This window comes from Clostridium sp. 19966 (genome assembly GCF_032335695.1).
Classification (GTDB): Bacteria; Bacillota; Clostridia; order Clostridiales; family Clostridiaceae; genus JACTOJ01.
Genome location: NZ_JACTOJ010000017.1, coordinates 65,909 through 92,221 on the forward strand (window position 1 = coordinate 65,909; position 26,313 = coordinate 92,221).

31 protein-coding genes are annotated in these 26,313 nt (G+C 30.5%); 26 read left to right on the top strand and 5 right to left on the bottom strand.

Features of this window, described 5'->3' with window-relative positions:
- Positions 1–415 precede the first annotated feature (415 nt).
- Positions 416–646, bottom strand: a complete 231-nt coding sequence (locus IAI10_RS16500; RefSeq protein ID WP_315674399.1) for a hypothetical protein — start codon at positions 644–646, stop codon at positions 416–418.
- A 418-nt stretch (positions 647–1,064) separates the two neighbouring features.
- On the opposite strand from IAI10_RS16500, the gene IAI10_RS16505 reads away from it, so the two are divergent.
- From IAI10_RS16505 to IAI10_RS16560, 12 genes are all read left to right on the top strand, one after another.
- Positions 1,065–2,354, top strand: coding sequence for a transcriptional regulator (locus IAI10_RS16505; RefSeq protein WP_315674400.1), 1,290 nt, complete (start codon positions 1,065–1,067; stop codon positions 2,352–2,354).
- A gap of 291 nt (positions 2,355–2,645) precedes the next feature.
- A complete protein-coding gene (locus IAI10_RS16510) occupies positions 2,646–3,497 on the top strand; it encodes a hypothetical protein (protein WP_315674401.1) in 852 nt (283 codons plus the stop codon).
- A 171-nt stretch (positions 3,498–3,668) separates the two neighbouring features.
- Positions 3,669–4,823 (top strand): hypothetical protein, encoded by a 1,155-nt coding sequence (locus IAI10_RS16515; protein ID WP_315674402.1) that lies wholly within the window; start codon positions 3,669–3,671, stop codon positions 4,821–4,823.
- Positions 4,824–4,849: 26 nt separating this feature from the next.
- Positions 4,850–6,046: a hypothetical protein gene (locus IAI10_RS16520; protein ID WP_315674403.1), complete on the top strand. Its 1,197-nt coding sequence runs from the start codon at positions 4,850–4,852 to the stop codon at positions 6,044–6,046.
- Positions 6,047–6,049: 3 nt separating this feature from the next.
- Entirely contained in the window at positions 6,050–6,334 is a 285-nt protein-coding gene (locus IAI10_RS16525; RefSeq protein ID WP_315674404.1) for a hypothetical protein, read from the top strand.
- Positions 6,331–6,636, top strand: a complete 306-nt coding sequence (locus tag IAI10_RS16530; RefSeq protein WP_315674405.1) for a hypothetical protein — start codon at positions 6,331–6,333, stop codon at positions 6,634–6,636. The genes IAI10_RS16525 and IAI10_RS16530 overlap by 4 nt, the downstream gene beginning before the upstream one ends.
- 9 nt (positions 6,637–6,645) lie before the next feature.
- A complete protein-coding gene (locus IAI10_RS16535; protein ID WP_315674406.1) occupies positions 6,646–8,085 on the top strand; it encodes a DEAD/DEAH box helicase in 1,440 nt (479 codons plus the stop codon).
- Positions 8,082–8,957 carry a hypothetical protein gene (locus IAI10_RS16540; RefSeq protein ID WP_315674407.1) on the top strand — a complete coding sequence of 292 codons (876 nt, stop codon included), beginning with the start codon at positions 8,082–8,084 and terminating at the stop codon, positions 8,955–8,957. The genes IAI10_RS16535 and IAI10_RS16540 overlap by 4 nt, the downstream gene beginning before the upstream one ends.
- Positions 8,932–10,047, top strand: coding sequence for a phosphoadenosine phosphosulfate reductase family protein (locus tag IAI10_RS16545; protein ID WP_315674408.1), 1,116 nt, complete (start codon positions 8,932–8,934; stop codon positions 10,045–10,047). Before IAI10_RS16540 ends, IAI10_RS16545 begins: the two co-directional genes overlap by 26 nt.
- The gene (locus tag IAI10_RS16550) at positions 10,047–10,634 is read left to right on the top strand and encodes a ParB N-terminal domain-containing protein (protein WP_315674409.1); all 588 of its coding nucleotides are present in this window, start codon (positions 10,047–10,049) and stop codon (positions 10,632–10,634) included. The genes IAI10_RS16545 and IAI10_RS16550 overlap by 1 nt, the downstream gene beginning before the upstream one ends.
- Positions 10,627–11,277, top strand: coding sequence for a hypothetical protein (locus tag IAI10_RS16555; RefSeq protein WP_315674410.1), 651 nt, complete (start codon positions 10,627–10,629; stop codon positions 11,275–11,277). Before IAI10_RS16550 ends, IAI10_RS16555 begins: the two co-directional genes overlap by 8 nt.
- On the top strand, positions 11,265–11,444 hold the full coding sequence (locus IAI10_RS16560; protein ID WP_315674411.1) for a hypothetical protein: 180 nt from the start codon (positions 11,265–11,267) through the stop codon (positions 11,442–11,444). Before IAI10_RS16555 ends, IAI10_RS16560 begins: the two co-directional genes overlap by 13 nt.
- 137 nt (positions 11,445–11,581) lie before the next feature.
- Here IAI10_RS16560 and IAI10_RS16565 read toward each other — a convergent pair whose 3' ends face one another.
- Both IAI10_RS16565 and IAI10_RS16570 read right to left on the bottom strand, forming a co-directional pair.
- Complete coding sequence (locus IAI10_RS16565; RefSeq protein WP_315674412.1) at positions 11,582–11,962, bottom strand: hypothetical protein; 381 nt, start codon at positions 11,960–11,962, stop codon at positions 11,582–11,584.
- 132 nt (positions 11,963–12,094) lie between these two features.
- Positions 12,095–12,466 (bottom strand): hypothetical protein, encoded by a 372-nt coding sequence (locus IAI10_RS16570; RefSeq protein WP_315674413.1) that lies wholly within the window; start codon positions 12,464–12,466, stop codon positions 12,095–12,097.
- 385 nt (positions 12,467–12,851) lie between these two features.
- Between IAI10_RS16570 and IAI10_RS16575 the strand changes: the two genes are divergently transcribed.
- Together IAI10_RS16575 and IAI10_RS16580 are read left to right on the top strand one after the other, a co-directional pair.
- Complete coding sequence (locus IAI10_RS16575) at positions 12,852–14,048, top strand: hypothetical protein (RefSeq protein ID WP_315674414.1); 1,197 nt, start codon at positions 12,852–12,854, stop codon at positions 14,046–14,048.
- A gap of 277 nt (positions 14,049–14,325) precedes the next feature.
- Complete coding sequence (locus IAI10_RS16580; RefSeq protein WP_315674415.1) at positions 14,326–14,847, top strand: hypothetical protein; 522 nt, start codon at positions 14,326–14,328, stop codon at positions 14,845–14,847.
- Between the two features lie 296 nt (positions 14,848–15,143).
- Here the strand turns inward: IAI10_RS16580 and IAI10_RS16585 are convergent, their stop codons facing one another.
- Positions 15,144–15,893 carry a hypothetical protein gene (locus IAI10_RS16585; protein ID WP_315674416.1) on the bottom strand — a complete coding sequence of 250 codons (750 nt, stop codon included), beginning with the start codon at positions 15,891–15,893 and terminating at the stop codon, positions 15,144–15,146.
- A gap of 138 nt (positions 15,894–16,031) precedes the next feature.
- Between IAI10_RS16585 and IAI10_RS16590 the strand changes: the two genes are divergently transcribed.
- The 10 genes from IAI10_RS16590 (at position 16,032) to IAI10_RS16635 (ending at position 24,537) form a co-directional block, all read left to right on the top strand.
- Entirely contained in the window at positions 16,032–16,295 is a 264-nt protein-coding gene (locus IAI10_RS16590) for a hypothetical protein (protein ID WP_315674417.1), read from the top strand.
- A gap of 578 nt (positions 16,296–16,873) precedes the next feature.
- Positions 16,874–17,914: a DUF4417 domain-containing protein gene (locus IAI10_RS16595; RefSeq protein WP_315674418.1), complete on the top strand. Its 1,041-nt coding sequence runs from the start codon at positions 16,874–16,876 to the stop codon at positions 17,912–17,914.
- Positions 17,884–19,392 (top strand): amidoligase family protein, encoded by a 1,509-nt coding sequence (locus IAI10_RS16600; protein ID WP_315674419.1) that lies wholly within the window; start codon positions 17,884–17,886, stop codon positions 19,390–19,392. Before IAI10_RS16595 ends, IAI10_RS16600 begins: the two co-directional genes overlap by 31 nt.
- 111 nt (positions 19,393–19,503) lie before the next feature.
- On the top strand, positions 19,504–20,226 hold the full coding sequence (locus tag IAI10_RS16605) for a class II glutamine amidotransferase (protein ID WP_315674420.1): 723 nt from the start codon (positions 19,504–19,506) through the stop codon (positions 20,224–20,226).
- A gap of 15 nt (positions 20,227–20,241) precedes the next feature.
- Entirely contained in the window at positions 20,242–20,598 is a 357-nt protein-coding gene (locus IAI10_RS16610) for a gamma-glutamylcyclotransferase family protein (RefSeq protein WP_315674421.1), read from the top strand.
- On the top strand, positions 20,595–21,143 hold the full coding sequence (locus IAI10_RS16615; RefSeq protein WP_315674422.1) for a hypothetical protein: 549 nt from the start codon (positions 20,595–20,597) through the stop codon (positions 21,141–21,143). Before IAI10_RS16610 ends, IAI10_RS16615 begins: the two co-directional genes overlap by 4 nt.
- A 77-nt stretch (positions 21,144–21,220) precedes the next feature.
- Complete coding sequence (locus IAI10_RS16620; protein WP_315674423.1) at positions 21,221–21,508, top strand: transcriptional regulator; 288 nt, start codon at positions 21,221–21,223, stop codon at positions 21,506–21,508.
- 253 nt (positions 21,509–21,761) lie between these two features.
- Positions 21,762–22,265 carry a hypothetical protein gene (locus IAI10_RS16625; protein ID WP_315674424.1) on the top strand — a complete coding sequence of 168 codons (504 nt, stop codon included), beginning with the start codon at positions 21,762–21,764 and terminating at the stop codon, positions 22,263–22,265.
- A 119-nt stretch (positions 22,266–22,384) separates the two neighbouring features.
- Entirely contained in the window at positions 22,385–23,113 is a 729-nt protein-coding gene (locus IAI10_RS16630; RefSeq protein ID WP_315674425.1) for a CPBP family intramembrane glutamic endopeptidase, read from the top strand.
- Between the two features lie 89 nt (positions 23,114–23,202).
- Entirely contained in the window at positions 23,203–24,537 is a 1,335-nt protein-coding gene (locus IAI10_RS16635; RefSeq protein WP_315674426.1) for an MmcB family DNA repair protein, read from the top strand.
- A gap of 423 nt (positions 24,538–24,960) precedes the next feature.
- On the opposite strand, the gene IAI10_RS16640 is transcribed toward IAI10_RS16635, so the two are convergent.
- Entirely contained in the window at positions 24,961–25,194 is a 234-nt protein-coding gene (locus IAI10_RS16640; protein WP_315674427.1) for a helix-turn-helix transcriptional regulator, read from the bottom strand.
- 168 nt (positions 25,195–25,362) lie between these two features.
- Between IAI10_RS16640 and IAI10_RS16645 the strand changes: the two genes are divergently transcribed.
- Together IAI10_RS16645 and IAI10_RS16650 are read left to right on the top strand one after the other, a co-directional pair.
- On the top strand, positions 25,363–25,605 hold the full coding sequence (locus IAI10_RS16645; protein WP_315674428.1) for an AbrB/MazE/SpoVT family DNA-binding domain-containing protein: 243 nt from the start codon (positions 25,363–25,365) through the stop codon (positions 25,603–25,605).
- A gap of 12 nt (positions 25,606–25,617) precedes the next feature.
- A complete protein-coding gene (locus IAI10_RS16650) occupies positions 25,618–26,286 on the top strand; it encodes an N-6 DNA methylase (protein ID WP_315674429.1) in 669 nt (222 codons plus the stop codon).
- Positions 26,287–26,313 lie beyond the last annotated feature (27 nt).

The window sequence follows — 26,313 nt, forward strand, 5'->3', positions numbered from 1 at the left end:
TTCTTCCTATCTCATAAAACTTTCCTGAATAAATTCTTAATGCAGGGAAATGCTCTTATCCAGTTCTAACACATACTTTCATGTCCTTTGGTAAATCTTTTATTATATTTTCTAATTCGCTAATAGTTAGTCCATCATCATAATTTTGTTCCATTTTTTAATCTCCCTTAGCCCTATTGTGGTTATAAGTATAGCCAAAAAAATGATAGCTTAAACAATTTTATTTATAAAAGGGGTAGATCGACAGCACCATGAACGATTAATTGAGACCATTAAATATTAATAATCCATAAAATGGCTTAGAATGGGTGAAAACTCAGACTTTCACAATTTTTTTTCTTAGCGTGGGTTTTCACTACGTGTTATAATAATAAAGTACTTCATGTAATTCGCATTTACATGAAGTACTTTAATACTAATTTTTTTTCTTACTAGTAGTAATTGTCTCTGTTTTTGACTCGCTAGAATACTCAAAAATCTTAGTATTAACCTTTAATTTTTTTATCGAGATTTTTTTTCCTGTAGTAGACTCCAAGCTATTCTTTGGAGTCGTATTTTTTTTTAGCACAGAATATAGCTTGTCCTTTATTACTGCAGCTAAAGTTGAAGTAAGTATATTTTCTTTAATTTTCTTTAATAAGTTCATATTATTTTCCTTTCTATATTTAGTCTTACATAGTTAGCTTTGTAAAATTAAGAAGTATTAGCGTAATTTTTATACATAATCTTTTACCTCAAGTTTAATGTATTCAATTATAAGTAGCTTACTGTATGTTAAAATTCCATATTTTCATTAATATCTTAGATTTTAAAATATTAATTATTCCGAGAATTAAACATTTTTAAGTTCTACTATGTATTAAATAAATTATTGTATAGAATATATAACCTTTATTATTAAAAAATCAAAAATTTTTTTAATTTTTTTTGAAAGATTTTTGATTAATAGATATCTTTATAAAAGATAAAAAAATAAATGCGGTAAAATAAAATCAAAAATGTCAACAAAAGTATTTACAAATGATATAATAAGCATATTAAATATTTTTGGAGGTGAAGAACGCTTGGACTATACGATAATACCTACAGGGGAGAAAATTAAAACTCTTAGAGAAAAATATAAATTAAATCAGGATGAAATTGTTGGGAATGATATAACAAGAAATTTGATAAGCCAAATAGAAAATGGCAAAGCTAAACTAACCCAAAATACTGCAGAAGTTATTATGACACATGTAAAAGAAAAACTAAAGAAAAAGGGAATGACTTTAGATATAAGCATTGATTATTTACTTGAAGATGAAGAAGCTCAGGCTAAAATAATATTGGACAACTCTATAGCAGAGCTTGAAGAACTTCTTAAAAATAATGATATAAATTTTAATGATACACTAAAACAGGTTGAAGAGTTTTTACTCAAATTTGACTTTGTTGATAAGAAAGTAAAGATATATGAATTGGCAGCTGATTATTTTTTTCAGAATAATTATTTTTATAAAGCATTGGTGTACTATGAAAGCGTAAGAAGGCACATTAATTTGAATATGGATATTGTTCAATTAATCTCTGTACTAATTAAGTTATCAAAAACATATTATTATATGGGAAAATATCAAGATGGAATCGATGTTTGTAAATATGCGCTAGATAGGTTTCCAGAGTTAGATTCGTATTCTAAAACCATATTCTTATTTAATATTTGTCTTTATTTTAATTATTTAAAACAGTACGATAATGCTTTGGAATATATATATATTTTAGAACCTGATGTTGATACAAAGGTGAAAGATATAGAGGCAAAAATTAGATTATTAAAGGCTTCATGTTTATATAATTTAAAACGTTATGAAGAATCATTAGTAAGTTATAAGGAATTACTAGATAATACTCAAAAAAATGATTATGGCAATAAAAGTATATATTATAGCAATCTTGCAGAAATATACATAGACATGGAGAATCATGAGGAAGCAAAAAAATATTTAAATATGGTCTTAAATGATATTTCAAGTATTCCAGAAGATTATGAATGCTTACCTCAGCTATATTTGGAGATAGGTAGACGATATATTAAGCTAAATTATCAGCAGAAGGCGGTTGCATATTTAAAGAAAAGCTTAGAATTAGCCAAACAGTTTAAATATGCATTTGTAATAAGCGATGCCCTTATTGAGTTAATGAAGTGCATACAAGAAAAAACTGAAGTAGATATTAAAAAAGAGTTTTTAGATCTTACAAGTAATTATAAAGAGGTAAATAATATATTGCTGATAAATACATTGAAGTATTTTTCCTCTTTAAACGATAATGAAACTGTTCAATATATTTGTGATAATTATTTAAAAAGTATTTAATATAAAAGGGAAGTGAATATATTGTTAAAAAAGCATAAGAAACTTTTATCTATACTGTTTGTAGCTGTTGTAGTGGTATTAACCTATGGTCCTATTATTCAAATGTTATTGGATTTTCCAGGGACACCAGCTGGCTAATAAAATATATCAAAAGTACATTACTAAAGGGGTTATCGCATTTTATCCAGCGATAACCCCTTTTTTTTATAAAAAAACGCTAAAAAGGTATTGCAAGGTAATACCTTTTTAGATATACTTAATACATAAGGTAAATGGAAGGGGATTATAAAAATGATACATGAATTTAATTTTGAAAAAAGTGGTTTTCAATTCAAATTTAAAAATCCTAAACTAGATAAGGGCAATAAATTAGTATTGGAGTGGAAAGTATTAGGTAGTGAAGATTGTGAAAACAATAAGTATACTGAGGATGGTTATTTTGGCAATGCGAAATTAGATACTGAAAAAAAAGCAATCATATGTGACTTTACTGTTGGTAAAAAAAAGATGACAGGGGTAATTCCTCCGGAAGATATTTTTAATGAGCTTACCACTTTATATATAGAGCTAAAAGCGGAAAGAAGTACTTTATTTGAAAAAACTGTTAATGAAGTAGCGGAAGGGAAAAGGAATATAGATGTAAGCATAGTTGGATGCGATCATCCACTATATCAAGCTTATTTGAAAGATTGCCCTGAGGATCTTAAAGGACATGAACAATCTATTGTGAAATTAGCAATAATGAAAGTAACAAATGACTTTGTTGGCAATTCATGTGACTACATAGAAAAGAGATTAAAACAAAGCATAGGTACTAAAGAAAGAATTAATCCTAAAGCTTTTAATTTAAGATTTGAAGAAGAAGTACAAAAATATCATGACTATCCTAATGATGTAGTAACGGGTTTCGAAATGAAACTTAGTGATGCGATTAAATTAGATGAATATTTAAATAAAAAAGTTGAGAATGAAGCGAAAATAAAGGCTATATTTGATAAAGCGAAAGAAACAGGAGAAAAACAAGAATTAGAACATTGGACAGATCCTTGTAATGATCCTGACGAAGAATGTGATCTTGATATTGTATATGTATATGCTATGCCAGATGGTACAACACAGAAAATTAGAAACCATACTTGGTAAAAAAAGAAAAAGCTTAGCCGAAGCCAAGCTCTTTCCAACATTAAAAAATAAAATGTTTTAATACACTACGTGTTAAAGTTCATATATTTATTGTAATTTAATTAAAACAAAAAGTCAAATTTAAATAAAGCTGCTATTCAGCAAACTTAGAGAGAGAGGATGATACAAATTATGAAGAATTTGTTAAATAACATAGAAAAAATACTCATCAGTGAAGAAGCAGGGGTTTTGATACTACCTAAATTTATTAGGAATAGAAAAACACATGAAGATGTAAATATTGTTCTATACTTACTTAAAGAGTTTGGATGGGACTTTGAAGGATATTATCACAAGTATCATCCTGTACTAACAGGAAATTGTGGCTACTATAAAGAAGATGAGGACGGTTGTTGTATAGGAGAACACGACGGTTGCTATATCGCCGACGGTTCAATTGATGGTTCTGGATTCTATTGTAACGGAGCAGATGTTTGCGAACATTGTTATCACAGCACGGAACCCGCTAGAATGGAATGGGATGAAAATTATGTAAAGATTACAGCAAGCTACGGATCCTATAAAATTCAGTACGCTGCTGAGTGTGTAAAGTATATTACAGAAAATGAAATGGAATCCGTAATATCTGAAAGAGTTAAAAAGGAATACTATGGAGCAGATAATTTTATTGACTTAAGAAAGGAGGGAGCCATGTTCATTGATAAAGTTGAGTTTATTAATGAACATGAGAGACTCTTCTACTATAAACTCAGCGGAAATCTATTAAGTAACCAGGAGTTTATGAAAGAAAGAGAGAAACGAACAGGAGAAAATGCAGAAGTTATAGTAAGTCTTTCGCAAAAAGTTGATATAAACAATATCGATTATTTTACATACCTATATAACTTTAAAGAGCTAAGGTATAACGAGCGTGTTATACGGAAAAGTGGTAAGTTAGTTGAGAATAGTGCCGAGGTTGTACTAAAGTACAATCTAGAGATATACAGAGAAATCACACATCATGAGCGTTTTGGGTTTGAATCTCTGTTTCAATATACAATAATGTCTCCAGAAGACATTATTCAAGAAGTGAAGAAACAACTAGAACTTAAAAAGATAATTCCTCTGGAGTTGTATAATTATATGAATGATTCTGTAACAAAAGAGGGCTTACAATACGGAATAGATAAAGGACTTATAAACAAACAGGAATTTAATTATATTAAAAACTATTCGGAAACAGTTCGCAATATGGGGATTGGCCATGCATCACACTTGTCAGAAGCGGAGACACATAAAAAATATCTTGAGAGCCTTAAGGAAATATTAAAAAAACAAGATAAATAAAAGCATTAAGAAAGGAGAAGTATATTATGGGTTGGTACTACGGAACATTTAGTTGTGGTCATGAAGGTAGGGTCAATATAATAGGCCCTACCAAAGACCGTCAGTGGAAAGCAGATAGCAAATTTAATGGATTATGTTCAGAGTGCTACGAAAAACACTTGCAGGAGCAAAGAGAAAAAGCAAATAAAGAAGCTGCAGAAAAAGCAAAGGAAATGGAACTACCAGCGCTTAAAGGCACAGATAAGCAAATTGCTTATGCTGAAACCTTAAGATTAAAATTTGCAGATAAGTTTAATAATTTAGATAAAAAAGCTATTGCGCGCATTGCACAGCAGAAATATATGGACGCTATAAACGAAATAGCTGATAAAAAAGGCAAAGAATATGCCAATCAGTTTATACAAGAAGAAGTTATTAATAAGGTTAGAGATTATATACTAGAAAATGAAACCTCAGCTAAGTTTTATATAGAATGCTGGGATAACGACATTATGTATTTTGTGTTAAAAGTACATGATAAAGTTTTAGTAACAGAAGAAGAAAAGATTGAAGAGAAAATTAAAGAAGAAATTAAAATGGAATGTGCAGTAAAACCTCAAAATAATATCCATCCGGGTGTTGTAGATATAATCGTTAAAGATGATACTATAACAGCCAAGTATGAAAAAAATGAGGACTTTATAAAAACTGTAAAATCTTTATGCTATAAATGGGATGGAGTTTGGTCTAAAAAAATAAGAGAAACAAATGGATTCATAGAAGATAGAGCTGCAGAGCTTGGTAATAAATTATTAAATGCAGGCTTTACAGTCAGCATTCTAGATGCTCAAATAAGAGAAAATGCAGTTAAAGGCATATATGAACCAGAATGCAAAAGATGGATTATGCTATACGGTGCAGAAAAATATAAAGGGTGGTTAGCTATTGGATGGCGTGACGAAAGCGATTTATACAATACTGCTCGAAAATTACCAACAAGCAAATGGGATAACCCCTACGTGGTAGTAAAAATTGAGCATTATAAAGAAGTAGAAGAATTTGCAAGGTTATATGGATTTAAGTTTTCTTCTAGCGCCTTAAAAGCAATAGAAAGATATAAGGAACAGCTAAACAGCATAGATACTGTACAGCCAATCAAAGTAACAGAGCAATTTTCTAAAAATGGATTAAAGGAAATATTAAATTCTAGTACAGAGGTACTAGATGATTTAAAGGAGGATTAAAATATGTTAAAAGAAGGCTACAAATTAAATAGGACGAAAGAAGATCTAATCGAATCTATTAAAAAGAGTACCTCTATTTTAATAGACAAGGATTACACTGAAAAGCATGAAAAAGTAATTCAAGCACTCAGCAAAGCAAATTTTCAAAATTTAGAAGAAGGATATGAGTTTAATATTAAGTGGGTTCCAGAAGGGTATCAGGTAATAACACATAAACCATTTTGGAACGAAAAATTTAATGCGTGGGATTATGCGGATGAAAAGGCGCTAATGACTATCGAGCTATGAATATAAAAGTGCTGACTACAATAATTTCAAAACGATATGTAGAGAAAGTGGGTAAATATATAGTTGAAATAGGTATATTGAATGAGCCTAAATCAATTATATGGCTTACAGAAAAACAAATGATTAACTTAATAAATTCTTTTAACTCAACACCAAAGGGGTACTCCAATAGTGATGTATTTGTGGTGGGAGTGTTTAACGACAATAGATATTTTTGCTACAGCAAAGCAATTAAACATAAAAAAGAAAGAGTATTTACAGTACCTAAGGAATACGATCTTAGAGAATTAATAGATGACTAGGTGATTAATATGATTTTAAAAACAGGTTTATACAATCATCAAATTAAAGCCACAGAGAAATTAAGGTCTATAAAAGTAGGTGCTTTATATATGGAAATGGGCACTGGTAAAACGCGAACAGCATTAGAACTTATAAGAATAAGGCTCGATGCTGGCAAAATAAATAAAGTTTTATGGCTATGCCCATGTTCTGTAAAAGAAAATCTAAGAAGAGATTTACTTAAGCACTGTGATGATATATCAAACATATACATATGTGGGATAGAAACACTTTCAAGGAGCATTAGAACTAATACTAAGCTACTTGAATTAGTGAAAGAAAATAGTATATTCCTCATTGTTGATGAGAGCAACTTAGTTAAAAACCATGCGGCTAAAAGAACTCAAAATATCGAAAGACTTGCTGAGTACTGTAGGTATAAATTAATACTTAATGGAACACCTATCAGTAAAAGTGAAAAAGACTTGTTTGCACAATGGTATATTTTAGATTGGAGGATATTAGGCTATCAAAGCTTTTGGAGCTTTGCGGCGAATCACCTTGAATATGATAAAAATATACCTGGAAAAGTAAATAAATGTTTAAATACAGATTACCTTGTAAGAAAAATAGCGCCATATACATATCAAGTTAAAAAATCAGAATGCTTGGACCTACCGGATAAAACATACTCTGTTAAATACTTTTTTTTATCAAATGAGCAGGAAGCAGAATACGACAGAGTAAAAGAACTGTTTTTATCAGACGTTAATGAATTTGATGAAACTACTATTTACAGAATGTTGTCAGCTATGCAGAGCGTAATAAGTGGAAATAGGATTATAAGTGAACTGCATAAAAGAATACAATATGAACTAATGTTCAAAGATCCACTGGATAATCCAAGAATACAATGCTTATTAAACTATGTGGATACTGACGAAAAAACAATTATATTCTGTAAGTACACGGATGAAATTAAAACAATAGAAAAAATTCTTAATAATATCTATGGTGTGGGATCTGCAGTAACATTTTATGGAGAGCTAAACCAAAAGCAAAGGCAAAAAAATTTAGATTTATTCAAAACAACGTCGAACTTCCTTATTGCAAATAAACAGTGCGGAGCATACGGCTTAAACCTCCAATTCTGCTGCTACATTATTTACTATAGTAATGATTGGGACTATGCAACAAGGTCTCAGAGCGAGGATAGAGTTCATAGAATAGGCCAAAATAAGAACGTACATATAGTGGATATATGTGCTGCCAATAAGCTTGATGAGAGAATTTTAAACTGTCTTGCTAGAAAAGAAAATCTAGTTGATAGTTTTAAAAAGGAAATTGAGGCTCAGAAAGATAAAAAGTATCTAGATCTATGGCTAAGTGGTAAGACTCTGCATGGCAAAAGATATAGAAAGAAAGTAGTAAATGAGTTTGAAGAGTTGAAGGAGGAGATACAAAATTGATAAGAATCGGCCTTTCACAAAGAGAAAAGCAAAAAGTAATTACTCAGTATATATCTGAAAATGGCATTAAAAAAGTGTATTGCTTTTATTTTAAGAAATTTCCGGTCAAGTATAATGTGACATGTGAAATAGAGTATATAGAGTATGCAGATATTGAAATGTACAAGTATTTTTATAGGCTGCTTGAAGAAATAGGGGAATGCAGCTTAATAATAATGGATGGATGCATGAGGACTCAAAACAGGAGTGAATTAATATATAATTGTGCGCACCATTACTTGAACCAAACACCACATAAAATCATTTTTGAATTTTTCCCCATTATAGATAACAAAGATGATTTTATGATACTGCTAGACTTTGAGAATAAAGGGATGTACAAAGGAAAAGCTTTTGATTATGCATTCTTGTATGATGAAGATATAAAAATGAAGCCATTTAAGATAAAAATGGATTTAATTAATATTCCTATAACGCCTAAGGACCAAGAGAGATACAACAAGAAAAGAGACAGCTTATTTGATACCCTTGGCAGTAAAAATCCGGAAACAATTCCAAGAGCATTACAATTATTCGCTGGAGATTTAAAAAAAAACGCAATAGTTCAAAGTAAAATGTATGTTGCCAGGAATAAGAGATTTAAGCTTAGCAATGTATTAAGTTATGAAGATATAGTTGATAAAGGAGATTATATAATCATAGACACTCATTATAGGCGATTAAATATGAACGATTTTATAAAAACTACTCAGATGAATACTCTTAAATATCTTTGCACTACTCTCTCAATTGATGATGTAGTTATAACGGAGTTTAGCAAATGGAAAGCGAGGTTAGAAGCAATCTATGCTCAAGCAAGTTTATATAAATAAAGATGTACTCACATCAGCAAGGGAAAGAATCTCTTATATTTTTGATAATTTTGAAAATGTATGTGTTTCTATAAGTGGTGGTAAGGATAGTACAGTGCTGGCTCATTTAACCCTTGTAGAAGCTCATAAACGAAATAGGAAGGTAGGAATATTTTTTCTAGATGAAGAAGTAGTTTATGATAGTACCATTCAGCAGATCAAATATATTATGAACCTTTATCCTGAAAATACAATAAAGCTGTGGTATCAGACCCCATTTAATCTTACTAATGCGACTAGCTTGGAAGATACGCAGTTCGTGCCATGGGAGCCAGGAAAAGCAAAAATGTGGATGCGCCATAAGGAGCCGGATAGTATACAGCATAAACCATGGTCCAAAGAGAAAGAAACAGTAAGAGATAAAAATAAAGGTTTTGGGTTTTATGATGTTATAGAAAACTTTGAAAATAGCAGACAAAATACAGCTTTTTTGGTGGGCCTACGAGCGACAGAGAGCCCTAATCGTTGGAGAGCAGTATCAAAAAATCCAACCCATGGGATGTTCTATGCAACCAAGCTGAAGAATGGGAATGTAAGTGCATATCCTTTATATGATTGGAATTTTCACGACATATGGAAGTATATCTATGATAATAATCTGAAGTATTCCAGGATATATGATTATATGTATAAGAAAGGCATGGGCTTACAAGAAATAAGAGTATCCAGCCTTATACATGAGAAAAGTTTTAAAGCTCTTGTAGAGCTTCCTGAGTTTGAACCTAAAACATATGATAGGCTGCTTAAAAGAGCAAAAGGTATTCAAACAGGACATATTTATGGTAAAAATAATGAAATTTTAAGAGCGAGAAAGCTACCAAAGAACTTTAAGGATTGGAAAGAATACAGGGATTTTCTTATGGAAACATATCCGGATAAGGATAAGAAGTGGATATTTGAAAAAAGATTTAGGAAGCATTTAGATAATAATTATGTAGCTAGGCAGCAATGCAGGCAACTTATATTAAATGATTATGAAAACAATCTACCTGTAGACAATAAGCCAGATCCTCGTGAGGAAACTATAAGAAAATGGAGGGAATTACTATAATGAGAACAATAGTAACTGAAAAATTTGGAACTTTTAATATACCGGATATTCCTACTATAAAAACCCAAAAAGGCGTTTTAAAGCTACCTGTAATGACTCCTATACTAGTTCCTGCTGAATTGATACAGGCAAATAATTACAATCCAAACCACGTTGACGATAATAATATGAAATTACTTGAAAGATCATTTATACTTAGTGGCTTTGCCTTTGCAATTGTAACTGTGTGGGACCCAGACATCCAAAAGTTTGTAATAGTAGATGGATTTCATAGGGATGATATGCTAGAGACGTGGTTTCAATGTGAACAAATTCCTATTATAGTGCTTGATTTAACTCCTGCACAAAGGATGGAAGCTACAGTGCAATTTAATCGTGCAAGAGGTATGCACCAAGTTGATCTTATGGGAGATCTAGTTAAAGCTCTATTAGAACAGGGACAGGATGATGAGGAGATTGCAAAGCAGCTGGGGATGGAAATGGAAGAAGTATTTAGGTTGAAGCAAATAACAGGTATTGCAGAAATATTTAAGAATCAAACATATTCCAGGGCATGGGAGATGCAGGATGTTGATATAGATGGCTAATTGGGATTATGGCAATGCATACCTGAAATATCCTTTAAATGATAAGATATATGAGTTTGATAATGGAAGTAAAATAAAAGTGCATGATATATTCAATCCATTGCCAAAATTCATGAAAGAAGCTGATTTATTATTTGTTGACCCGCCGTGGAATATTGGAAATCTTAACACATTCTATACGAAAGCTGATAAAGAAGAAAGGATTCAGAGCTTCGAAATCTTTTATAAAAGATTATTTGAATGCATAAAAGAAATAAATCCGGATACATGCTATGTAGAAGTAGGGAAAGAGCATTTAGCAGATTTTATAATAGAAATGAGACAGATATTTAAATATGTTACGTTTTATAATTCAAGCTACTATCATTCAAAAGATAAGATGTGCTATGTGATACGTGGCAGCAAGAAATATAAAAAGCCGAAGCTTGATTATATAGATGAAGAGAATATAATAGAGTGGATTTGCACTAATGAGGATTATAAAATTATAGGTGATTTGTGCATGGGGCGTGGATTAGTTGGATTAAATGCGTATAAGAATGGTAAGAAGTTTGTCGGTACAGAGTTAAATCATAAGAGACTGTCTGTACTTATAGAAAGAATTCATAAATATAGCAAGGAGGATAAAGAGTGGCAATGGTAAAAAAATCACTTTCAACTAGTGATAAAAGGATAGAAATTTTAGGTAAGATAGGCGAATTAGAAGACAGAAAAATAAACTGGCTAATAAATAAGGCCATTGACCAATACATTGAAAAATATATTAAAGAATCCGATAACAAGGAACTTATAGAACTTTTCAACAAATAAAAGCTAAAAATATGAAAAGAAAATGAAAAAACTATAATTCTTTCATTTATAACCGCAGATCTGTATAAAGATCTGCGGTTAAATTTTGGGTATTACCCCTTCTATGTGAACCGCATAGCTTTCACATCAGCCTAAAATTAATATAAGAAAGTAGCATAACACAAGCGACTAGTATCTCCACACATACCCTCAGACAATACATATATCTTATTATTAATCCTATTGCTAGTATTGTTTAATATAAGAATAACCTGATTATCTTTACTACCTTTAATAATAAGCTCTTCACGCATTTCATTATAATGAAGAAGAGAATTGTAAATAAATTCTTCAACATCATCAAAAGATTTAAAAAAAGTATATCCAGTAAATTTAAAATAAAATATAGCAAAATTATCATACCTACGAAAAGTATTGTGAAAGAAATCCATTTCTCCATTTTTTAGACAAAATGTTTCTAATTTATCAACTGACAAAAATTCATCTCCATATTGCAGAACAGGCTGTATATTTTCCATATTTAGCATCTCCTAACTTTAAATTTACACAATTATTTCATTTTAAGAAGAAACTGCAGAAGCAGCTTCCTTCTTTTTTTGAAGTTTTTATTTACGACTCCACTATCTCTCGTCTACGTTTTGTAAAACAAACTAACTTTCAATTATTTCATAACCTTGTTTCTCAACCTTTTTAAGACGAATTATCTCATTTTCTATGATAAACCTTGCGTACTCAGAAGCTTTCATTCCTCGCTGGTTAGCAAACTTTGTGAAATCATCTTTTTCACCTTTAGAAATACGCACGTTTATACTTGTATTTAATATTTCTTTAGAATCTAAATCCTTATATTCTACTCCCTCAATTGGACCAAACATCATACGATTATCTTGTATATAAACCATCTGTTTATAAAACTTACCAGTACCATCTTTAACAGTTACATATCCAGTTTCGTCAGTTACATAATCAAAATCAACAAAACCCTTATGAAAATACTTTTTTGCACTTTGAAATAAATCCATGTGATCACTCCTTATAATTTAATCCATATGTAAATTATATACTATTAATTTCACATTGTCAACAAAAGCGTTTCACAAATTTAATTATTGTTTCACATAAAGTATCTATCCAGGGGTAATACCAGCAGACGTGCTGCTGGTATTACCCCTATTTATCCATTAAAAATTGATTAATTATGCAACCGTTCTGATATTTTATAAATTATTAATACTGATTCTGTAAAAGTATACTTATAACAAGAGTTAGTATATTATATTTTAATAGTGTACTATAGTATGCTACTAAAATAAAAGATACTAATTTTGATAAATAGTATACATAATTGATTTGACATGATATAATTATATAAACAGTAATATTTTAATACGTATGGGGGCATTTATTATGACAAATGGTAATGAAAATACAGAAAGTTCAAATAAAAACAAGCAAAAACCAGGACTTAATGCAATTAGACCGGATGACAATGTTGAAAGAGACTTTAAAAATATGGCTAAAAATAGGAATTTAAGCCAAACAGAACTCTTTGAGTATATGTTTTGGAGTTATATAAATGAAGATAAAGAAAATAAGAAAGAATCAGCACTTCCTTTAGAAAGTTTCATTAACTTGATCTCCAATGATCTGAGTAATATATTAAATCACTTTAAAAACATGGCAGACAGTGCTCAAAATACTGTTATAGCTATTACTACAAATTCGGAGCAGGTTAAGATAAACTTAAACAAAGATATAGATTCCATGAAACAATATATTATTGAGATGGAGAAAAGAAATGCTGAACTTGAAAAATCCAACGATGCCTTTGAGGAAATTCGAAGTGGTCTAGATTTAAAAATCACTGAATTAAATGAAAAACTTGTACATAAGGAAAATGAAAATAAGGGGCTTATGGAAAAAATCAAAGAATACGAGAAACTGATGAAAGACCAAGAAAAGCAAATGGCCATTAAGGATAAAGAAATTAGCAATTTTAATAATGAGGTAAAGACTCTTCAGGATGCAGCTGATACATATCAATCTAAAATTAAAAACTTAGAAATTAAAAACGAAAGCTTGCAATCTACATTGAATAGTATTGAAGCACTGAAAAAGGCTGAAATATCTTCAATTGAGGCAAAGAATCAAGCAATAGTAACTGATTATGAAAATAGAATTAAAAGCATAGAAAATGCCAAAGCTAAGAACCTTAATGAAATAACTCAAAGACTCAGAATAGATTTTGAATCAAAAATTAAAAATCTTGAAGTAAATAATGAGAATTTAAAATCAACTATAGACAATATAGATTCTCTTAAAAAAGCTGAAATTTCATCAATCGAAGAAAAGTATAAGACTATTATTAATGATTATAAAATCAAGATAAAAAATTTAGAAAGTAACAAATCTAAAGAATTAAATGAGTTAACCCAAAGGCTTAAAGCAGAATTTGAAGCTGATAGAAAAATAGCTGTAGCTGATATTAAATTAGAGCTTGTTGAAATGAAGAGTAAATACAATGAAGCTCTAATGGAAAATGCTAACCTAAAATTAGAAGCGAGTACTTCCGAAAAAGTTGAAAAAACGACTATGAAGGAATGATCTAGGGTGAGAGAATAGTATATATTGATACTGAAACTACATCACTTGGATCGGGTCAAGTATGCAAATTTAGTTACATTATAGAAGAAGATAAAAAGCTTATTGGTAATAATTTTTATTTTGAAGTAAATAAAATGAATTCTGATGCAGAGAGAATACAGGGAGCTTATACAAGGGAGAATTAAACACTATTAGAATTCCGAAAACAGGTAAAAAATCATAAAAATAAATGTTTTTGAAAGATAATTGATTTTAATAATAATTGAGGGATGTTAGAATGAGTAGAATTGAATTGGGAGATATTTACCCACAAAAAGTGCCAATAGGGATAATGCTAGATTATAATAATGGATTCAATTTATTAATTTCATTACCGGATCTTAGCGAAGAAGAAATTAAAGAAATACAAATTGGAAAGTATAAATTTGGTTTAACAATAAAGGAAGATATTCTATTTTTCACATGTGAATTTGGTAAAGCCATTAATATTTCAGATGTGGCTTTTCATTTTGGCTTATATACAGATAATAGGGCAAAATGCTTACCTGAAAGTATTGAGGAAGGTAATGGGCTCGCATTAAATGTTATTGCTGTTGATTATACAACAAGAATAACAAAGGCAATTAGACTTATAGGCTTACCCACTGACATGTCTAGAGAACTTTTAAGGGTTTCAAAATGGCAAAGCAATAGAAACACAGGAAATTATGAAAAAAGGTTAAAGAGGTTACAGATGGCATTTTCATCTGCAGACTTGTATGAAGAAAGTAAGCTAAAATGTATTGGGGGGGATAAATAAAATGATATAAAACATTGACCGTGATACAACATCATCACATTAAATAGTAAAACTTATGTTCAATATTCATATACATACATTAAGAAGAAAAACTCAAATTTAAGATAGATCTAAAGAATATTTAGAATTGATAGATCCAGGATTATACTCCTGGATCTATCAATTTTTTGAACCACCGATTTGGGAAAGCTGCAGATCATGAAAAATAAGCAGCAATTAATTGTGAAGACGTATATAAAGAGAACAATTTAATATTTCAGGTGTTTTCAAAACCAGTTAAAAACTAAATTGTTAAATTAATAATACCAGGACTTTGCAAAATATGCTCCGTTCGGTTTGTATGCATAACCAGTTCCATAATATTTATTGGCTTCAAAAGCATTATCTTCCCAAACCTCAAATGATACTTTTTGAAATGTTCTGTAGACTTTAACGTTTAAAGTTTCTCCAGATGGAACAGGTGTTGTGCTACTAAATGTAACAGAATAACTTCCAGCTACATTAAAACCAACACTTGCAGAAATACCAGATTCGCTAACTCCTAATGTATCTGATACAGAAGCAGATATTGATTCTGTATGAGATACTACAGCTGTATCTGGCCCATCCCACCATAAATCCCACATTAAGTCATCTGTTGAATCGTACCAGCCAGAACCATAATTAGTTGTTGATTTTATGTAGTAATACAATGTATCCCAACTATTAGGAGTAATGGTACCTTTAGTTTTATTCTGTATAATTGATGATTGAGTTTGATTTGTAACCGGCTGATTAATTAGTTCTATTTTTTTTAGGGTTTTACCGTTTTTTGTAAGGGGAATATTGAGATGTTTGGCTTCTGATGACAATTGTTTTTTATCTGTAATAACTATCTGATTTGAAGAGTTACTTGAAATATTTGCAGTTAATGCACCATTAGTATTGTAAGAGTTTAAACTTTTGTTATCATTAGAATTTGTTTGTGCAAATGTACTCATGCTAGTACCAAATACCATTAACATAGAAAGGGCCAGGATGAAAGACTTCTTTTTAAATGATTTCATTTTTATACCTCCTTAATTAAGTAAAATTTATTTTTTATATTAATACGTAAAATATTTGAAAATATGTCTTAATTATCTTATTATAGTAGTATATATTAAAAATATATTATAAAAGCAAGTAGATTAGGAGGGAAAATAGTGAAGTATTTAAAAACATACGCTAGACCAATTTTGTTTGCGATAATTTTTTTCATCGGAATTGCTATAATTTTAAATAGTGTTAAATATGGAGAAATTTCTGCTCAACAAGTAATTAATCAGCATCATGGGAACATGGATACCAATACTTATCTGATTTATTTAGCAAAATATATTGATGTTTACAAACTAGTAGGTTTTATACTTTCTATTTTAGGCGGAATTGGCTTTATAAAATATCTTGAAAAGTTTAACACAATATAAAATTAAATGGAGAGATACTTTTGTATCTCTTTATTTCCATTTTACATTCCGTTTTTACTTATACATCCGCATTTTTAATAATAAAATTTTAAGTTTATACTATGCTTTATATATTTTTGGATATAAAACATTGACCGTGATACAATATCATCACATTAAATAGTAAACTTACGTTCAATATACATATATTAAGAAGAACTCAAATTAAAGATAGATCTAAAAAATATTTAGAATTAATAGATCCAGGATATAATTTTTTCCCTGGATCTATTAATTTTTTTGAACCGCCGATTTGGAAAAGCTGCAGGTCATGAAAAATAAGCAGCGATTAATTGTGAAGCAGTATATAAAGAGAACAATTTAATATTCTAGGTATTTCCGACCTTCGTGTATTTTTATTTTTTAGTAAAAAAAATTTCTTATTATAACTTTCATGATATTTCCATCGAGACCTTTTAATCATGCACAGTTAACAAGACAATATTGGCTTATTATATTAAAATGGCACAAAAGTGAGATTTTTAGAGTGCTTAAGTTTGTATAATGATATTAAACTAAGGAAGAAATGGAGGGACAGTATGTGTGTAAATAGCTGCGGAAGAAGTTGCAAGGCGTGCGCTATAAATAACCGTTGTGGAGGATGCTCTTTATGTGAAGTATCTCTTTGCAGAAAACAATGCGATAAATGCTTTATATTGTGCCCAGAACGACCAGAAGCGTTTAATTATTTGTCATCTATATCTGATGGATCAGTATTGCTGGGAAATAAATTAGTGATTCTGCCAGAGCATATACCAATTATTCCGGATTTATTAAAAGAACCGCCGAATTTTAGTGTAATGCCGGCGATAGCCGTTCATGCGGGAGCCATGTTTTCTCGTAATGGTGAACAAATAAATAGGAGGTATACAGAGAAAGGATATGCTGGAGCTCTTAATATAGATCCAAGGACAAAAGCTATTTTAGAGTTTTATGTGAAAGATAGAACACTAGAAGGTTTTTGGGATAATCGTAAAAATATATATGATGATTTAAAAAAGTTAAATTTTTATGCAATTATCGCACCAAACTTTTCTGTGTATGAGGATGCGCCTAGAACGGATCACTTGTTTAATATTAGAAGATCCATTGAAGTATATAATGAGATGATCCAAAGCGGTATTATGGCTATTCCTGATATAGCATGGTATAACATAAATGATTTAGACAGTTGGATTGAATTAATAAATAAAAATAGCATAAGGACCATTGCTTTTTCGTTCCAAGTAGTTGATGTTCAATTAAAGGCATCTAATCTATGGAAAAGCTATATGTTGGGCTTTAGATATATGTGTCAAAACATAAAACAAGAAGTGGAAATTATAATAGCGGGAATATCAGCACCCCGCCGAATTAAAGAGATTTTCGCTGCGGCAGGTGGGCGTAAATTACATGTACTTAATCAATCAGCATATATACAAAGTCAAAGAGGAATGTTATCTGAAGGTAGAAAAACTTTATTGGAAATACCTAAAAATGAACTTTTAAAATTAAATATAAAATATTTTAATATAATGTATGCTCAGATGAATAAACAAGGGGGAGAATTATGCCAAAGACAAGGGGAAGCAACACTGTAGCTACAGGTGGACACTCAAGAACTTCTACGGCTGCAGGCGGATTCTCAGGAGGTTCAGACGGAATAACAGGAGAAGCACCTACAGGGGGAAACTTAAGTTTTAATAATACTGAAATGGTTAATAGAATGGAAGATAGACTACAAGAAGCAAGAACTATAGCAGTAAGTATGGAATCCAGGACTAGAGGAAGACTTGAGGACATTCAAGTTACATTTACGCCGGAAAATCATGGGCATGCATCAGTTTTATCAGAGAGTGGACAAACATATGATGTTGACTATGAGAATGGAACTTGTACGTGTATGCACTATACAATGAGAGAAAGTGGATGCAGACATATAGATGCTGTTAATTTAGCGAGAGGGCAGTTAACAGAAGATAGAGCCGTAAATAATAGAGAAATAAACAATTCAGATATTCAAGGTATAATAGCAGCTAGAAGTAATATGGATGTAGCTGAAGAAGCCGAAAGAAGAAATTTAACTAATAATTTTGAAGACGATAATTTCTTTTACTCCGATAACGATGAGCTATTTAGATCAGAGCTTGAAAGGCTTACGTATGAGGATCTTCCATATGAGCATGAGAATGTTCTTAATGGAAGCCAAAACACATTTGGTATAGAACTAGAGTTTGTTGGGGGAGATGCAGATGCAATTGCTAGGGAATTATATGATATGGGAATATGTGCGTATAATTATAGAGTAGGCTATCATTCACAAGGCGTGCAAGGTAAATGGAAGCTGGAAAGTGATGGATCTGTTTCGTCTGGATTAGGAGGGGGAGAACTAGTATCTCCTGTACTAAAGGATACTCCAGAAACGTGGCAAACCATTGAAAAGGTATGTGAGGTTGCTAAAAGGCATGGAGCACAAATTAATGGTGATTGTGGAGGACATGTCCATATGAGCATGGAGCCGTTGGATACTGCAAGGCAAAGGTGGAGAAGAATGTTTAATACTATAGGATCTTTTGAAGAGTGCATATATAGACTCGCAGGAGGAGATTTAGGGGAGATGAGGGAAACTTATTATGCAAGACCATTTTCTGATAGAGCAGCTTCAACATCAACAAGCAGATTTACAATGGAAACCGCCGATGATGTAAATAGATTAGCTAGAAATGCAAGCGATGGGCTACGATATTATGGAGTAAATCTAACCAATATATATGACTCAAGAAGACCTAATACAGTTGAATTTAGATATTTTAATGGAAGTTTGAATCCGGCGCAAATTCAAGCAAATATTAAGATCGCAAATGGAATAATGATCGCATCAGAGAAGGCTAGAACTAAAGATTTGGATAGTGAACAAACCAGTGATAGTATGAAGAAAAGAGGTACCATTTTAAAAGAGGCCTCAGGATCCAACCAAAGAAGTGACAGTCAAATGAAAAAATTTGTAGATATAATATTTATGAGAAAAAAAGATAAGGACAATATATTATCAGTTTATGGAAAAAACAGTTGGAGATAAGCTTATAGCAAATAAAAACTTGACTATTGTTTTAAGAAATGGTATAAATTACAGTGAAGAAACATAATAATGATTATGTTGCATTATAAAAAATAATAGGTGGTGATGCATATGTGTATGCTTTTTGGCTTTACAGCTAAGAAAACATATAAGATTGGAAAGACAATAGATAAATTTTTTCAATTCAGTAAAATTAATAAAGATGGTTGGGGATTAGCTATATTTAGGCATACATATAGCACGCCTGACATATATAAAGAGCCCGTGGCAGCATATAAAAGTAATTATGCTAAATATATAATAAAGGATGGAATAGAGGCTCAGATTGCTATAGCACATATAAGATACGCAACAGCTGGTAAGGTAAATTTCCATAATACACATCCGTTTGTTAGAGTTATTAACGGTAGACAATGGGTTTTTGCACACAATGGTAGTGTTAATATGGAGGGCTATGAGTTTATTAACAACAAACCATCTGGTGAAACAGATAGTGAAAAAATATTCTGCTTAATAGAAAAAAAATTAAGTGGGATAAGAGGAGATAGAACTGCAGATAAAGAAATAAAAGTTATAGAAAATACTATAAAGGAACTTTCATCGAAAGGGAAACTTAATATATTGCTAACAGATGGAAAAATGTTTTTCGTTCACAGTAACTATAAAGATACTCTTTATATGTACCAGAATAGTAATTTTTACTGTTTCTCTACAAAAGTAGAGAATCCTGAAAGTTGGAAGCCAGTACCATTAAACAAACTTATGGTATTTAAAGAAGGTAAAAAATATTATGAAAGTGAAGATATTTCGAATGAATATAAAAAAGTAATATAATGAAGGTGATAAAGAATGAATGTATTCGTATATGGAACTCTAATGAGAAGTGAAAGAAGTAATTATATTTTAGGGCAGAGTAGATATATTGGAAAAGGCAAACTTAAAAATTACGATATGTACCAAGTTGCATCATATCCAGGCATTGTGAATGGTACTGGAGAGATAGTTGGGGAAGTATATTCCGTAAATACAGATATGTTAAAGGTTCTTGATAGATATGAGTGTGAAGGAAGATTGTATATAAGAAAGCTAGAAAAGATAGAAGTTGAAAATAAAAATATGGAGGCATTTGTATATGTATGGAATGGTTCTGTAGAGAAGAGTACGCCAATATTTGAAATGCCTTGGAATGAAAGGAAGTTTGTATGAGAAGGATAATAAAAGAAGCTGGAAAACCAGCTGAAAAAGTGCCAAAGCTACCGTTGCTAATAGCATTAGACAATGGCAGCATAGGAGAAGCAGCATCGTTAAAAGATGCCGTGATTTTCATAATAGGAGATGAATATCTTGATGCTGAAGATCCTGAAGATGAATATGCATACAGATTAGAGCATGCTAGAAAAGAAGCAATGAGGTTACTGGAAAGAAATTTAAATATTAAAGTAAGTGATGGAGTTATGGGAACAATTCAGGAAAATTACGCTGCAGCTCCAGAAGATCCTGATTATCAAGAAGATACCGATGAACCATCGCTGGAACTGTATATAAGAAGTGAAAAAACATTTTTATTATCCTTAGTTAAAATTAATGCATTAAGTATATTTGAGAGAATAGATAGTAATTTAATTAAAGGAACTGAGGAGCAACTTATATCTGAATATGAAGGCGGAGAATATATAGATATCTCAAAAGAATATGATATAGATCATATTATACAAGATGAAATTGACAGATTGAAGGACATAAGAGAGTAGATAAGTATTCTACTCTCTTAATTTTAATATTACATTATTAATGTTAAAGTATTACAAAATTCAAATCGGAGGAAAACATGGACAAGCTCATAAGAATATTAAAACATCTAGCTATGATGGATATGCAGAGCATCTACTGCTATAAAATATACTTATTACTTTTAGAGGATACATATACTCAATCCCAGGTATCTGAAGCACTAGCCATTAAGCGGCAAAATGCTATCAAATATTTTAAGGAACTAGAAAATCTAAATTTGATTTATGTAGATAGGATTGAAGGAAGAAACAAATTTTATAAGGCAGAAACAAATCTAGCTAAAATCCAAAGTACATTGCCAGGACAAACTAAAATAAAAATATAGAAGGAATAAAAGCATTGCTGGAGTTTTACTTGCTATAATGACTTTGGTTGCAATAATTAAACTTATTAGAACGTTTATGTAAGAGCTGTGCAGATATAGCAACATTGATGGCGTAATAGACTATTTGGAGGCTGGAGTTGTTTAGCAATTAACTGAATACTAAAAGCTACCAATATTACAAGTTTTGCGGTATCATTAATTGAATGGAAAATTCAGAAATTATACAGGAGATATAGGAAGGAGATAATAATACATGGAGGAATTAAAAGAACTATCAAGGAGTATAAAGCTATATAGTGAACTAGGAAGAGAATTACTCAATATTGAAGGATCTGTTGGGACGAGATATAGAGAAATGTTAGGAAGTACAAACGCTATAATTCTGAATATAAACAAATTAATAAATGAAATAAATGCAGAAATATTTAAACTAACATCTAAAACCGAGGGACTTTATTTAAAAGATTTAACACGAATAGATGCGGAATTTATTGCTCTTAAGTATTCGGACATTACTGGACAAGTTAATTTAGTTAATAAGGGTCAGAGATATCCAAGCAAAAAGCTCAGTAGTATTAATGAAAAATATCAGAATCTTAAAAACAGTATTAATGAAATGATTGGAGTAATTGATCAGCTAAATAGCGGAATAAACAGACTTATTAAACTTCAAGAAATGTTAAAAAAAGAATTTGAAAATAATGAATTGGTAAACGGAACTATATTGTATCTTTCACATAACCTAGATTTATTCTAAATGAAAAACGCTGCGTAATTATTAAGAGCCGAGCTATACTGCAATGTATGGCGTGGCTCTTAATAATAAATAAAAGTAAGAGTTGAAAATCTACTAGCACTAGATATAAGGAGATAAGTATGATATTTATGGAAATTGGAACAGTAGTAACTTTATTAGTAATATTTTTTCAAATAATTAGAGTGGTATCTGGAAAATCAGAGCATAGCTTTATATATGAGATAGGGCTTGAGTGGCATAAAAACTCATTTGTAGATATTATTTTTGGTATTATAATTGGGTTTATAGTTATGCTAGGAATATTTATTGTAGAGAGCAAATTATCATTTGTTAGTATTAATGATATTAGTATAAGAAGATTAAGCGCTGAAGTACTTATAAATATTTTAGTAATGGCTATGATTGAGGAAGTAGTGTTTAGAGGGTTGGTTCTGAAAGGTTTAATAAGTATTACGAAGAATAAGAGTATTGCTGTTTTTATTAGTGCAATTCTTTTTGGCTTAGCTCATGCTGATAATCCACATGCAAATGCTATTACAGTTATTAGTAATAGCTTAGGTGGTGCTATGTATGCAATTGCTTATTTGGAAAGTAAAAGTTTATATTTTTCAATTGCAATACATTTTTCTTGGAACTATTTTCAGGGGCCTATATTTGGATTCCCTGTAAGTGGGTTTAATTTCCCAGGAGTGATTTCTCAAAGTGTTATTTCAAGTAATATCACATTAATGGGTGGAATGTATGGACCTGAGGGCGGAATTATTGGAATAGGATTTAGGCTTGTAGTTATAATGCTTATATTTGCATATGGTTATTTTATAGATAGAAATAAAAAGGGCGCAAAATAAAAAATATTACTTGCATATTGGTGCACGGTGCACTAATAAGGTATAATAAAGGTAAAATGTTCAGGTCAAATTAATGCTAGGAGTAAACTATGGATTATTTATTTTTAGAAGCAATAAAATCAGATTTAAGTATAAAAGATCTTGTTAAAAAATTTAATATAACACTAGATAAGGCAAAGAAAATATCTCAAATATCCAATATGCAAAAACTTATTGCTGATATTGATCCTAAGCTGCAGGGGAAATTTATAAGTTTAGGATATAAGGCTTTAGTATTAAATCCATTGTTTAAAAAGAACGATATTGATGGAATAAAGGAGATTCTTGAGAGCATTGAACCTGGAATTAAAAGAGATGATTTAAGACTTCTACCAGAAGCTCTTAAAGCAAAACGTGAAAGAGTAGAGTGGGCAAAGCTAAGAGCTAGAAATGCTATAGAAAACCTTGAGAGAATCGAAAAAGGAATTGAGCAAAATATTATTGAGATTGAAGAAAACAAACGAAAAATAGACGAGTTCATGTATTTTCTTAAAGATGTTGAAAATGAAAAAGAAAAAGAGTTTCTTATGGATCATTTGGGTGTTGCCAATGGTAAAGTGGTCCTTTATAAAAGACTAGATATTGGATGGCAGCAGACGCTTAAGAAAAAAGGGACTATTAAATATAATAGCAGCACCTATACTTGGGAGGTTTTAGATGTTGAAGAGATAAAGCGGCAAACTGAAAAAAGATTAAAAAACAATAATAATATGTACTATGATCCAGATAAGGCAACAGGATTATATGCTGATTATTATCCAGAGGATCCAGTTTATAAAAACGCTATTGGGTTAGATGCGTCTATTCTTGATACTATTAAAGAAAGTAAGAACCAGATTAAAGGGTTAAAGAAGAAAAAGAGGGAAGTTAATAAAGAACTTAATGAGCTGAAGGGAACTAAAGTGCAGACTTATATAGAATCCGCCGAAGTATCTAATCATTTATCAGAACATGAAATTTTAGCCCATAGAAAACTACAGAACGCCGGAATGAGGTATTTATATAATAATGATAATGTTGCTATAACTGAAGTTACTCAGGATAATTATAGATTTGATGTAGTTGGATATGATCAGTCACAGACCCTAGTAGTTATAGAAGCAAAATCAAGCATAGATGACTTTAGAACTGATGATAAATTTCACAAGTATATGGCGTACTGCAATAAGATGTATTTTATATTTACTGAAAGCTTATTTTCTAGATATGAGGAAGAAATATTAAAAAAAGTGGGCCAATATAACATAGGAGTACTTATAGAATCAAAGGATAATGCAGTATGCAAAATTGAATCAGGATATTGGGAACATAATGCAGAATCTCAAAAATTATTAATATTTAAAGTCAATAGAGCCCTAAGCAGAAAATATATTTATGGTAGGTAATTTTAAATTTAGCAGGGAATAAAATAGTTCTGTTGAATAAATGATGTATTGGAATGTTAATAGGACTATTAAAAAAGGCAGGTGTTTAGTAATGAATTGTGAAAGTGAAAGAGAAAATCCTCCAGGATGGTAACTCATAAAAAAGATTTTGATAATATTTTCAGATGTAAATTCTAAGAGATATAATAAAAAGGAGGGACTACAGTGTGTGAAGAAAAATTAACAGAAAAAGAAAGAGAAGAAATAATACAAAGTATGTATCCAAATGATGAAGATGGTTCTGAAAGAGAAGCTGCAATTGAAGATTTAATACCTGAAGAGTAGTGAAAAGTACAAACCGCCGATTAAGTGTTATTGAGCTGAAGCAAAGAGCTCATAATAAAAAAGGAAGCATTAGACTTTATAAATCTAATGCTTCCTTTTTTAATTATTCTCTTCAGCTTTTATATCAATTAATTCTATAAGTTCAGGAAAAGTGCAATTAAGCTTATCACATACTGTCAAAAGCTTACCTAATGACATGGATAAGACATCGCCGTTATCTATTTTAACTATAGTAGGTTTAGACAATCCTGTAATATCTTCAACGGATTTTAGTGATTTTAAATCGTTGTTATGCATTACAACTCTAAGATGACTTTTAATTTTATATTTCATAAAGAATACCTCCTGTTTTATATAAAATCATTATACATTAAAATCCCAATAGGAACAATAAAAAACGCTAAAAGTAATTTACAAATACCTAAAAGTAATTTTTAGTTGACTAAAAGTAAAAAATATGATAATATATTTATGTAAACAAATTTAAAGGAGGTTTTCAGAATGAAAGCAATAGGAATAGTTAGAAAAGTAGACGAATTAGGGAGAATAGTAATACCTAGAGAACTTAGAAAAGTTAAGGGCATTAACGAGCAGGATCCACTAGAGATATATGTAGATGGTGACGATATAATATTAAGAAAATATGAGCCATCATGCATATTTTGCGGAGAAAGTGAAAACATTACAGAGTTTCATCAAAAAAGAATTTGCAAGAACTGCCTTGCTGAGATTAAGAAAGGATAATGTGACACTCAAATGAATGAACACAATAGAAAAATTATAGATTATATGAAATCTATATATACACATGATCTGTTTAACGTATTTTCTGATTTTGTTGAGTTATCTGCCTTAAGCATAAGTAATGCAGTTGAGTGGAATGAAGAACGTGAAGAAAGGTATTTAAATATAGCTAAAAGCTATAAAAAACAAGAGATAGTCCTTTTTCCTAAAATGTTTCTTGAATTAACTTTAGGCTTAGAAGAAAGTATGACTGATGTCTTAGGAAATCTATTTATGGAACTAGGCTTGGGGAATGAATTGCAAGGACAATTTTTCACACCAATGAGTGTATGTAGATTATGTGCAGAAATTACTTTAGAGGATAAAAAAGAGGAAATAATTAAAAATGGTTTTATTTCACTTAATGAACCTGCAGCTGGAGCCGGAGCAATGATAATTTCATTTGCTGAAGCAATGAAAAACAAAGGACTTAATTATCAAAGATTGCTTAGTGTGACAGCTGTAGATACAGATATTAGGGCTGTACATATGTGCTATGTACAACTTAGTCTTCTAGGAATACAAGCTATAGTATATCATGGAAATACATTATCAATGAAAACATTTAGTAAGTTTTATACACCAATGAAAAAATTATTAGAAAAAAATAAGAGCCCTTTTATATTTAGACTCTTAGCATAGTTAAATTTTTATTGCTTGGATGTTCCA

What these genes read in the sequence shown, in the direction of transcription:
- IAI10_RS16610 (WP_315674421.1), top strand. Translation starts at nt 20,242, where the DNA reads ATGAATGTATTCGTATATGGAACTCTAATGAGAAGTGAAAGAAGTAAT.
- IAI10_RS16565 (WP_315674412.1), bottom strand. Translation starts at nt 11,962, where the DNA reads ATGGAAAATATACAGCCTGTTCTGCAATATGGAGATGAATTTTTGTCA.
- IAI10_RS16530 (WP_315674405.1), top strand. Translation starts at nt 6,331, where the DNA reads ATGAATATAAAAGTGCTGACTACAATAATTTCAAAACGATATGTAGAG.
- IAI10_RS16510 (WP_315674401.1), top strand. Translation starts at nt 2,646, where the DNA reads ATGATACATGAATTTAATTTTGAAAAAAGTGGTTTTCAATTCAAATTT.
- IAI10_RS16605 (WP_315674420.1), top strand. Translation starts at nt 19,504, where the DNA reads ATGTGTATGCTTTTTGGCTTTACAGCTAAGAAAACATATAAGATTGGA.
- IAI10_RS16620 (WP_315674423.1), top strand. Translation starts at nt 21,221, where the DNA reads ATGGACAAGCTCATAAGAATATTAAAACATCTAGCTATGATGGATATG.
- IAI10_RS16650 (WP_315674429.1), top strand. Translation starts at nt 25,618, where the DNA reads ATGAATGAACACAATAGAAAAATTATAGATTATATGAAATCTATATAT.
- IAI10_RS16645 (WP_315674428.1), top strand. Translation starts at nt 25,363, where the DNA reads ATGAAAGCAATAGGAATAGTTAGAAAAGTAGACGAATTAGGGAGAATA.
- IAI10_RS16525 (WP_315674404.1), top strand. Translation starts at nt 6,050, where the DNA reads ATGTTAAAAGAAGGCTACAAATTAAATAGGACGAAAGAAGATCTAATC.
- IAI10_RS16585 (WP_315674416.1), bottom strand. Translation starts at nt 15,893, where the DNA reads ATGAAATCATTTAAAAAGAAGTCTTTCATCCTGGCCCTTTCTATGTTA.
- IAI10_RS16550 (WP_315674409.1), top strand. Translation starts at nt 10,047, where the DNA reads ATGAGAACAATAGTAACTGAAAAATTTGGAACTTTTAATATACCGGAT.
- IAI10_RS16515 (WP_315674402.1), top strand. Translation starts at nt 3,669, where the DNA reads ATGAAGAATTTGTTAAATAACATAGAAAAAATACTCATCAGTGAAGAA.
- IAI10_RS16545 (WP_315674408.1), top strand. Translation starts at nt 8,932, where the DNA reads ATGCTCAAGCAAGTTTATATAAATAAAGATGTACTCACATCAGCAAGG.
- IAI10_RS16570 (WP_315674413.1), bottom strand. Translation starts at nt 12,466, where the DNA reads ATGGATTTATTTCAAAGTGCAAAAAAGTATTTTCATAAGGGTTTTGTT.
- IAI10_RS16595 (WP_315674418.1), top strand. Translation starts at nt 16,874, where the DNA reads ATGTGTGTAAATAGCTGCGGAAGAAGTTGCAAGGCGTGCGCTATAAAT.
- IAI10_RS16520 (WP_315674403.1), top strand. Translation starts at nt 4,850, where the DNA reads ATGGGTTGGTACTACGGAACATTTAGTTGTGGTCATGAAGGTAGGGTC.
- IAI10_RS16575 (WP_315674414.1), top strand. Translation starts at nt 12,852, where the DNA reads ATGACAAATGGTAATGAAAATACAGAAAGTTCAAATAAAAACAAGCAA.
- IAI10_RS16630 (WP_315674425.1), top strand. Translation starts at nt 22,385, where the DNA reads ATGATATTTATGGAAATTGGAACAGTAGTAACTTTATTAGTAATATTT.
- IAI10_RS16555 (WP_315674410.1), top strand. Translation starts at nt 10,627, where the DNA reads ATGGCTAATTGGGATTATGGCAATGCATACCTGAAATATCCTTTAAAT.
- IAI10_RS16615 (WP_315674422.1), top strand. Translation starts at nt 20,595, where the DNA reads ATGAGAAGGATAATAAAAGAAGCTGGAAAACCAGCTGAAAAAGTGCCA.
- IAI10_RS16535 (WP_315674406.1), top strand. Translation starts at nt 6,646, where the DNA reads ATGATTTTAAAAACAGGTTTATACAATCATCAAATTAAAGCCACAGAG.
- IAI10_RS16640 (WP_315674427.1), bottom strand. Translation starts at nt 25,194, where the DNA reads ATGAAATATAAAATTAAAAGTCATCTTAGAGTTGTAATGCATAACAAC.
- IAI10_RS16635 (WP_315674426.1), top strand. Translation starts at nt 23,203, where the DNA reads ATGGATTATTTATTTTTAGAAGCAATAAAATCAGATTTAAGTATAAAA.
- IAI10_RS16600 (WP_315674419.1), top strand. Translation starts at nt 17,884, where the DNA reads ATGCCAAAGACAAGGGGAAGCAACACTGTAGCTACAGGTGGACACTCA.
- IAI10_RS16500 (WP_315674399.1), bottom strand. Translation starts at nt 646, where the DNA reads ATGAACTTATTAAAGAAAATTAAAGAAAATATACTTACTTCAACTTTA.
- IAI10_RS16625 (WP_315674424.1), top strand. Translation starts at nt 21,762, where the DNA reads ATGGAGGAATTAAAAGAACTATCAAGGAGTATAAAGCTATATAGTGAA.
- IAI10_RS16580 (WP_315674415.1), top strand. Translation starts at nt 14,326, where the DNA reads ATGAGTAGAATTGAATTGGGAGATATTTACCCACAAAAAGTGCCAATA.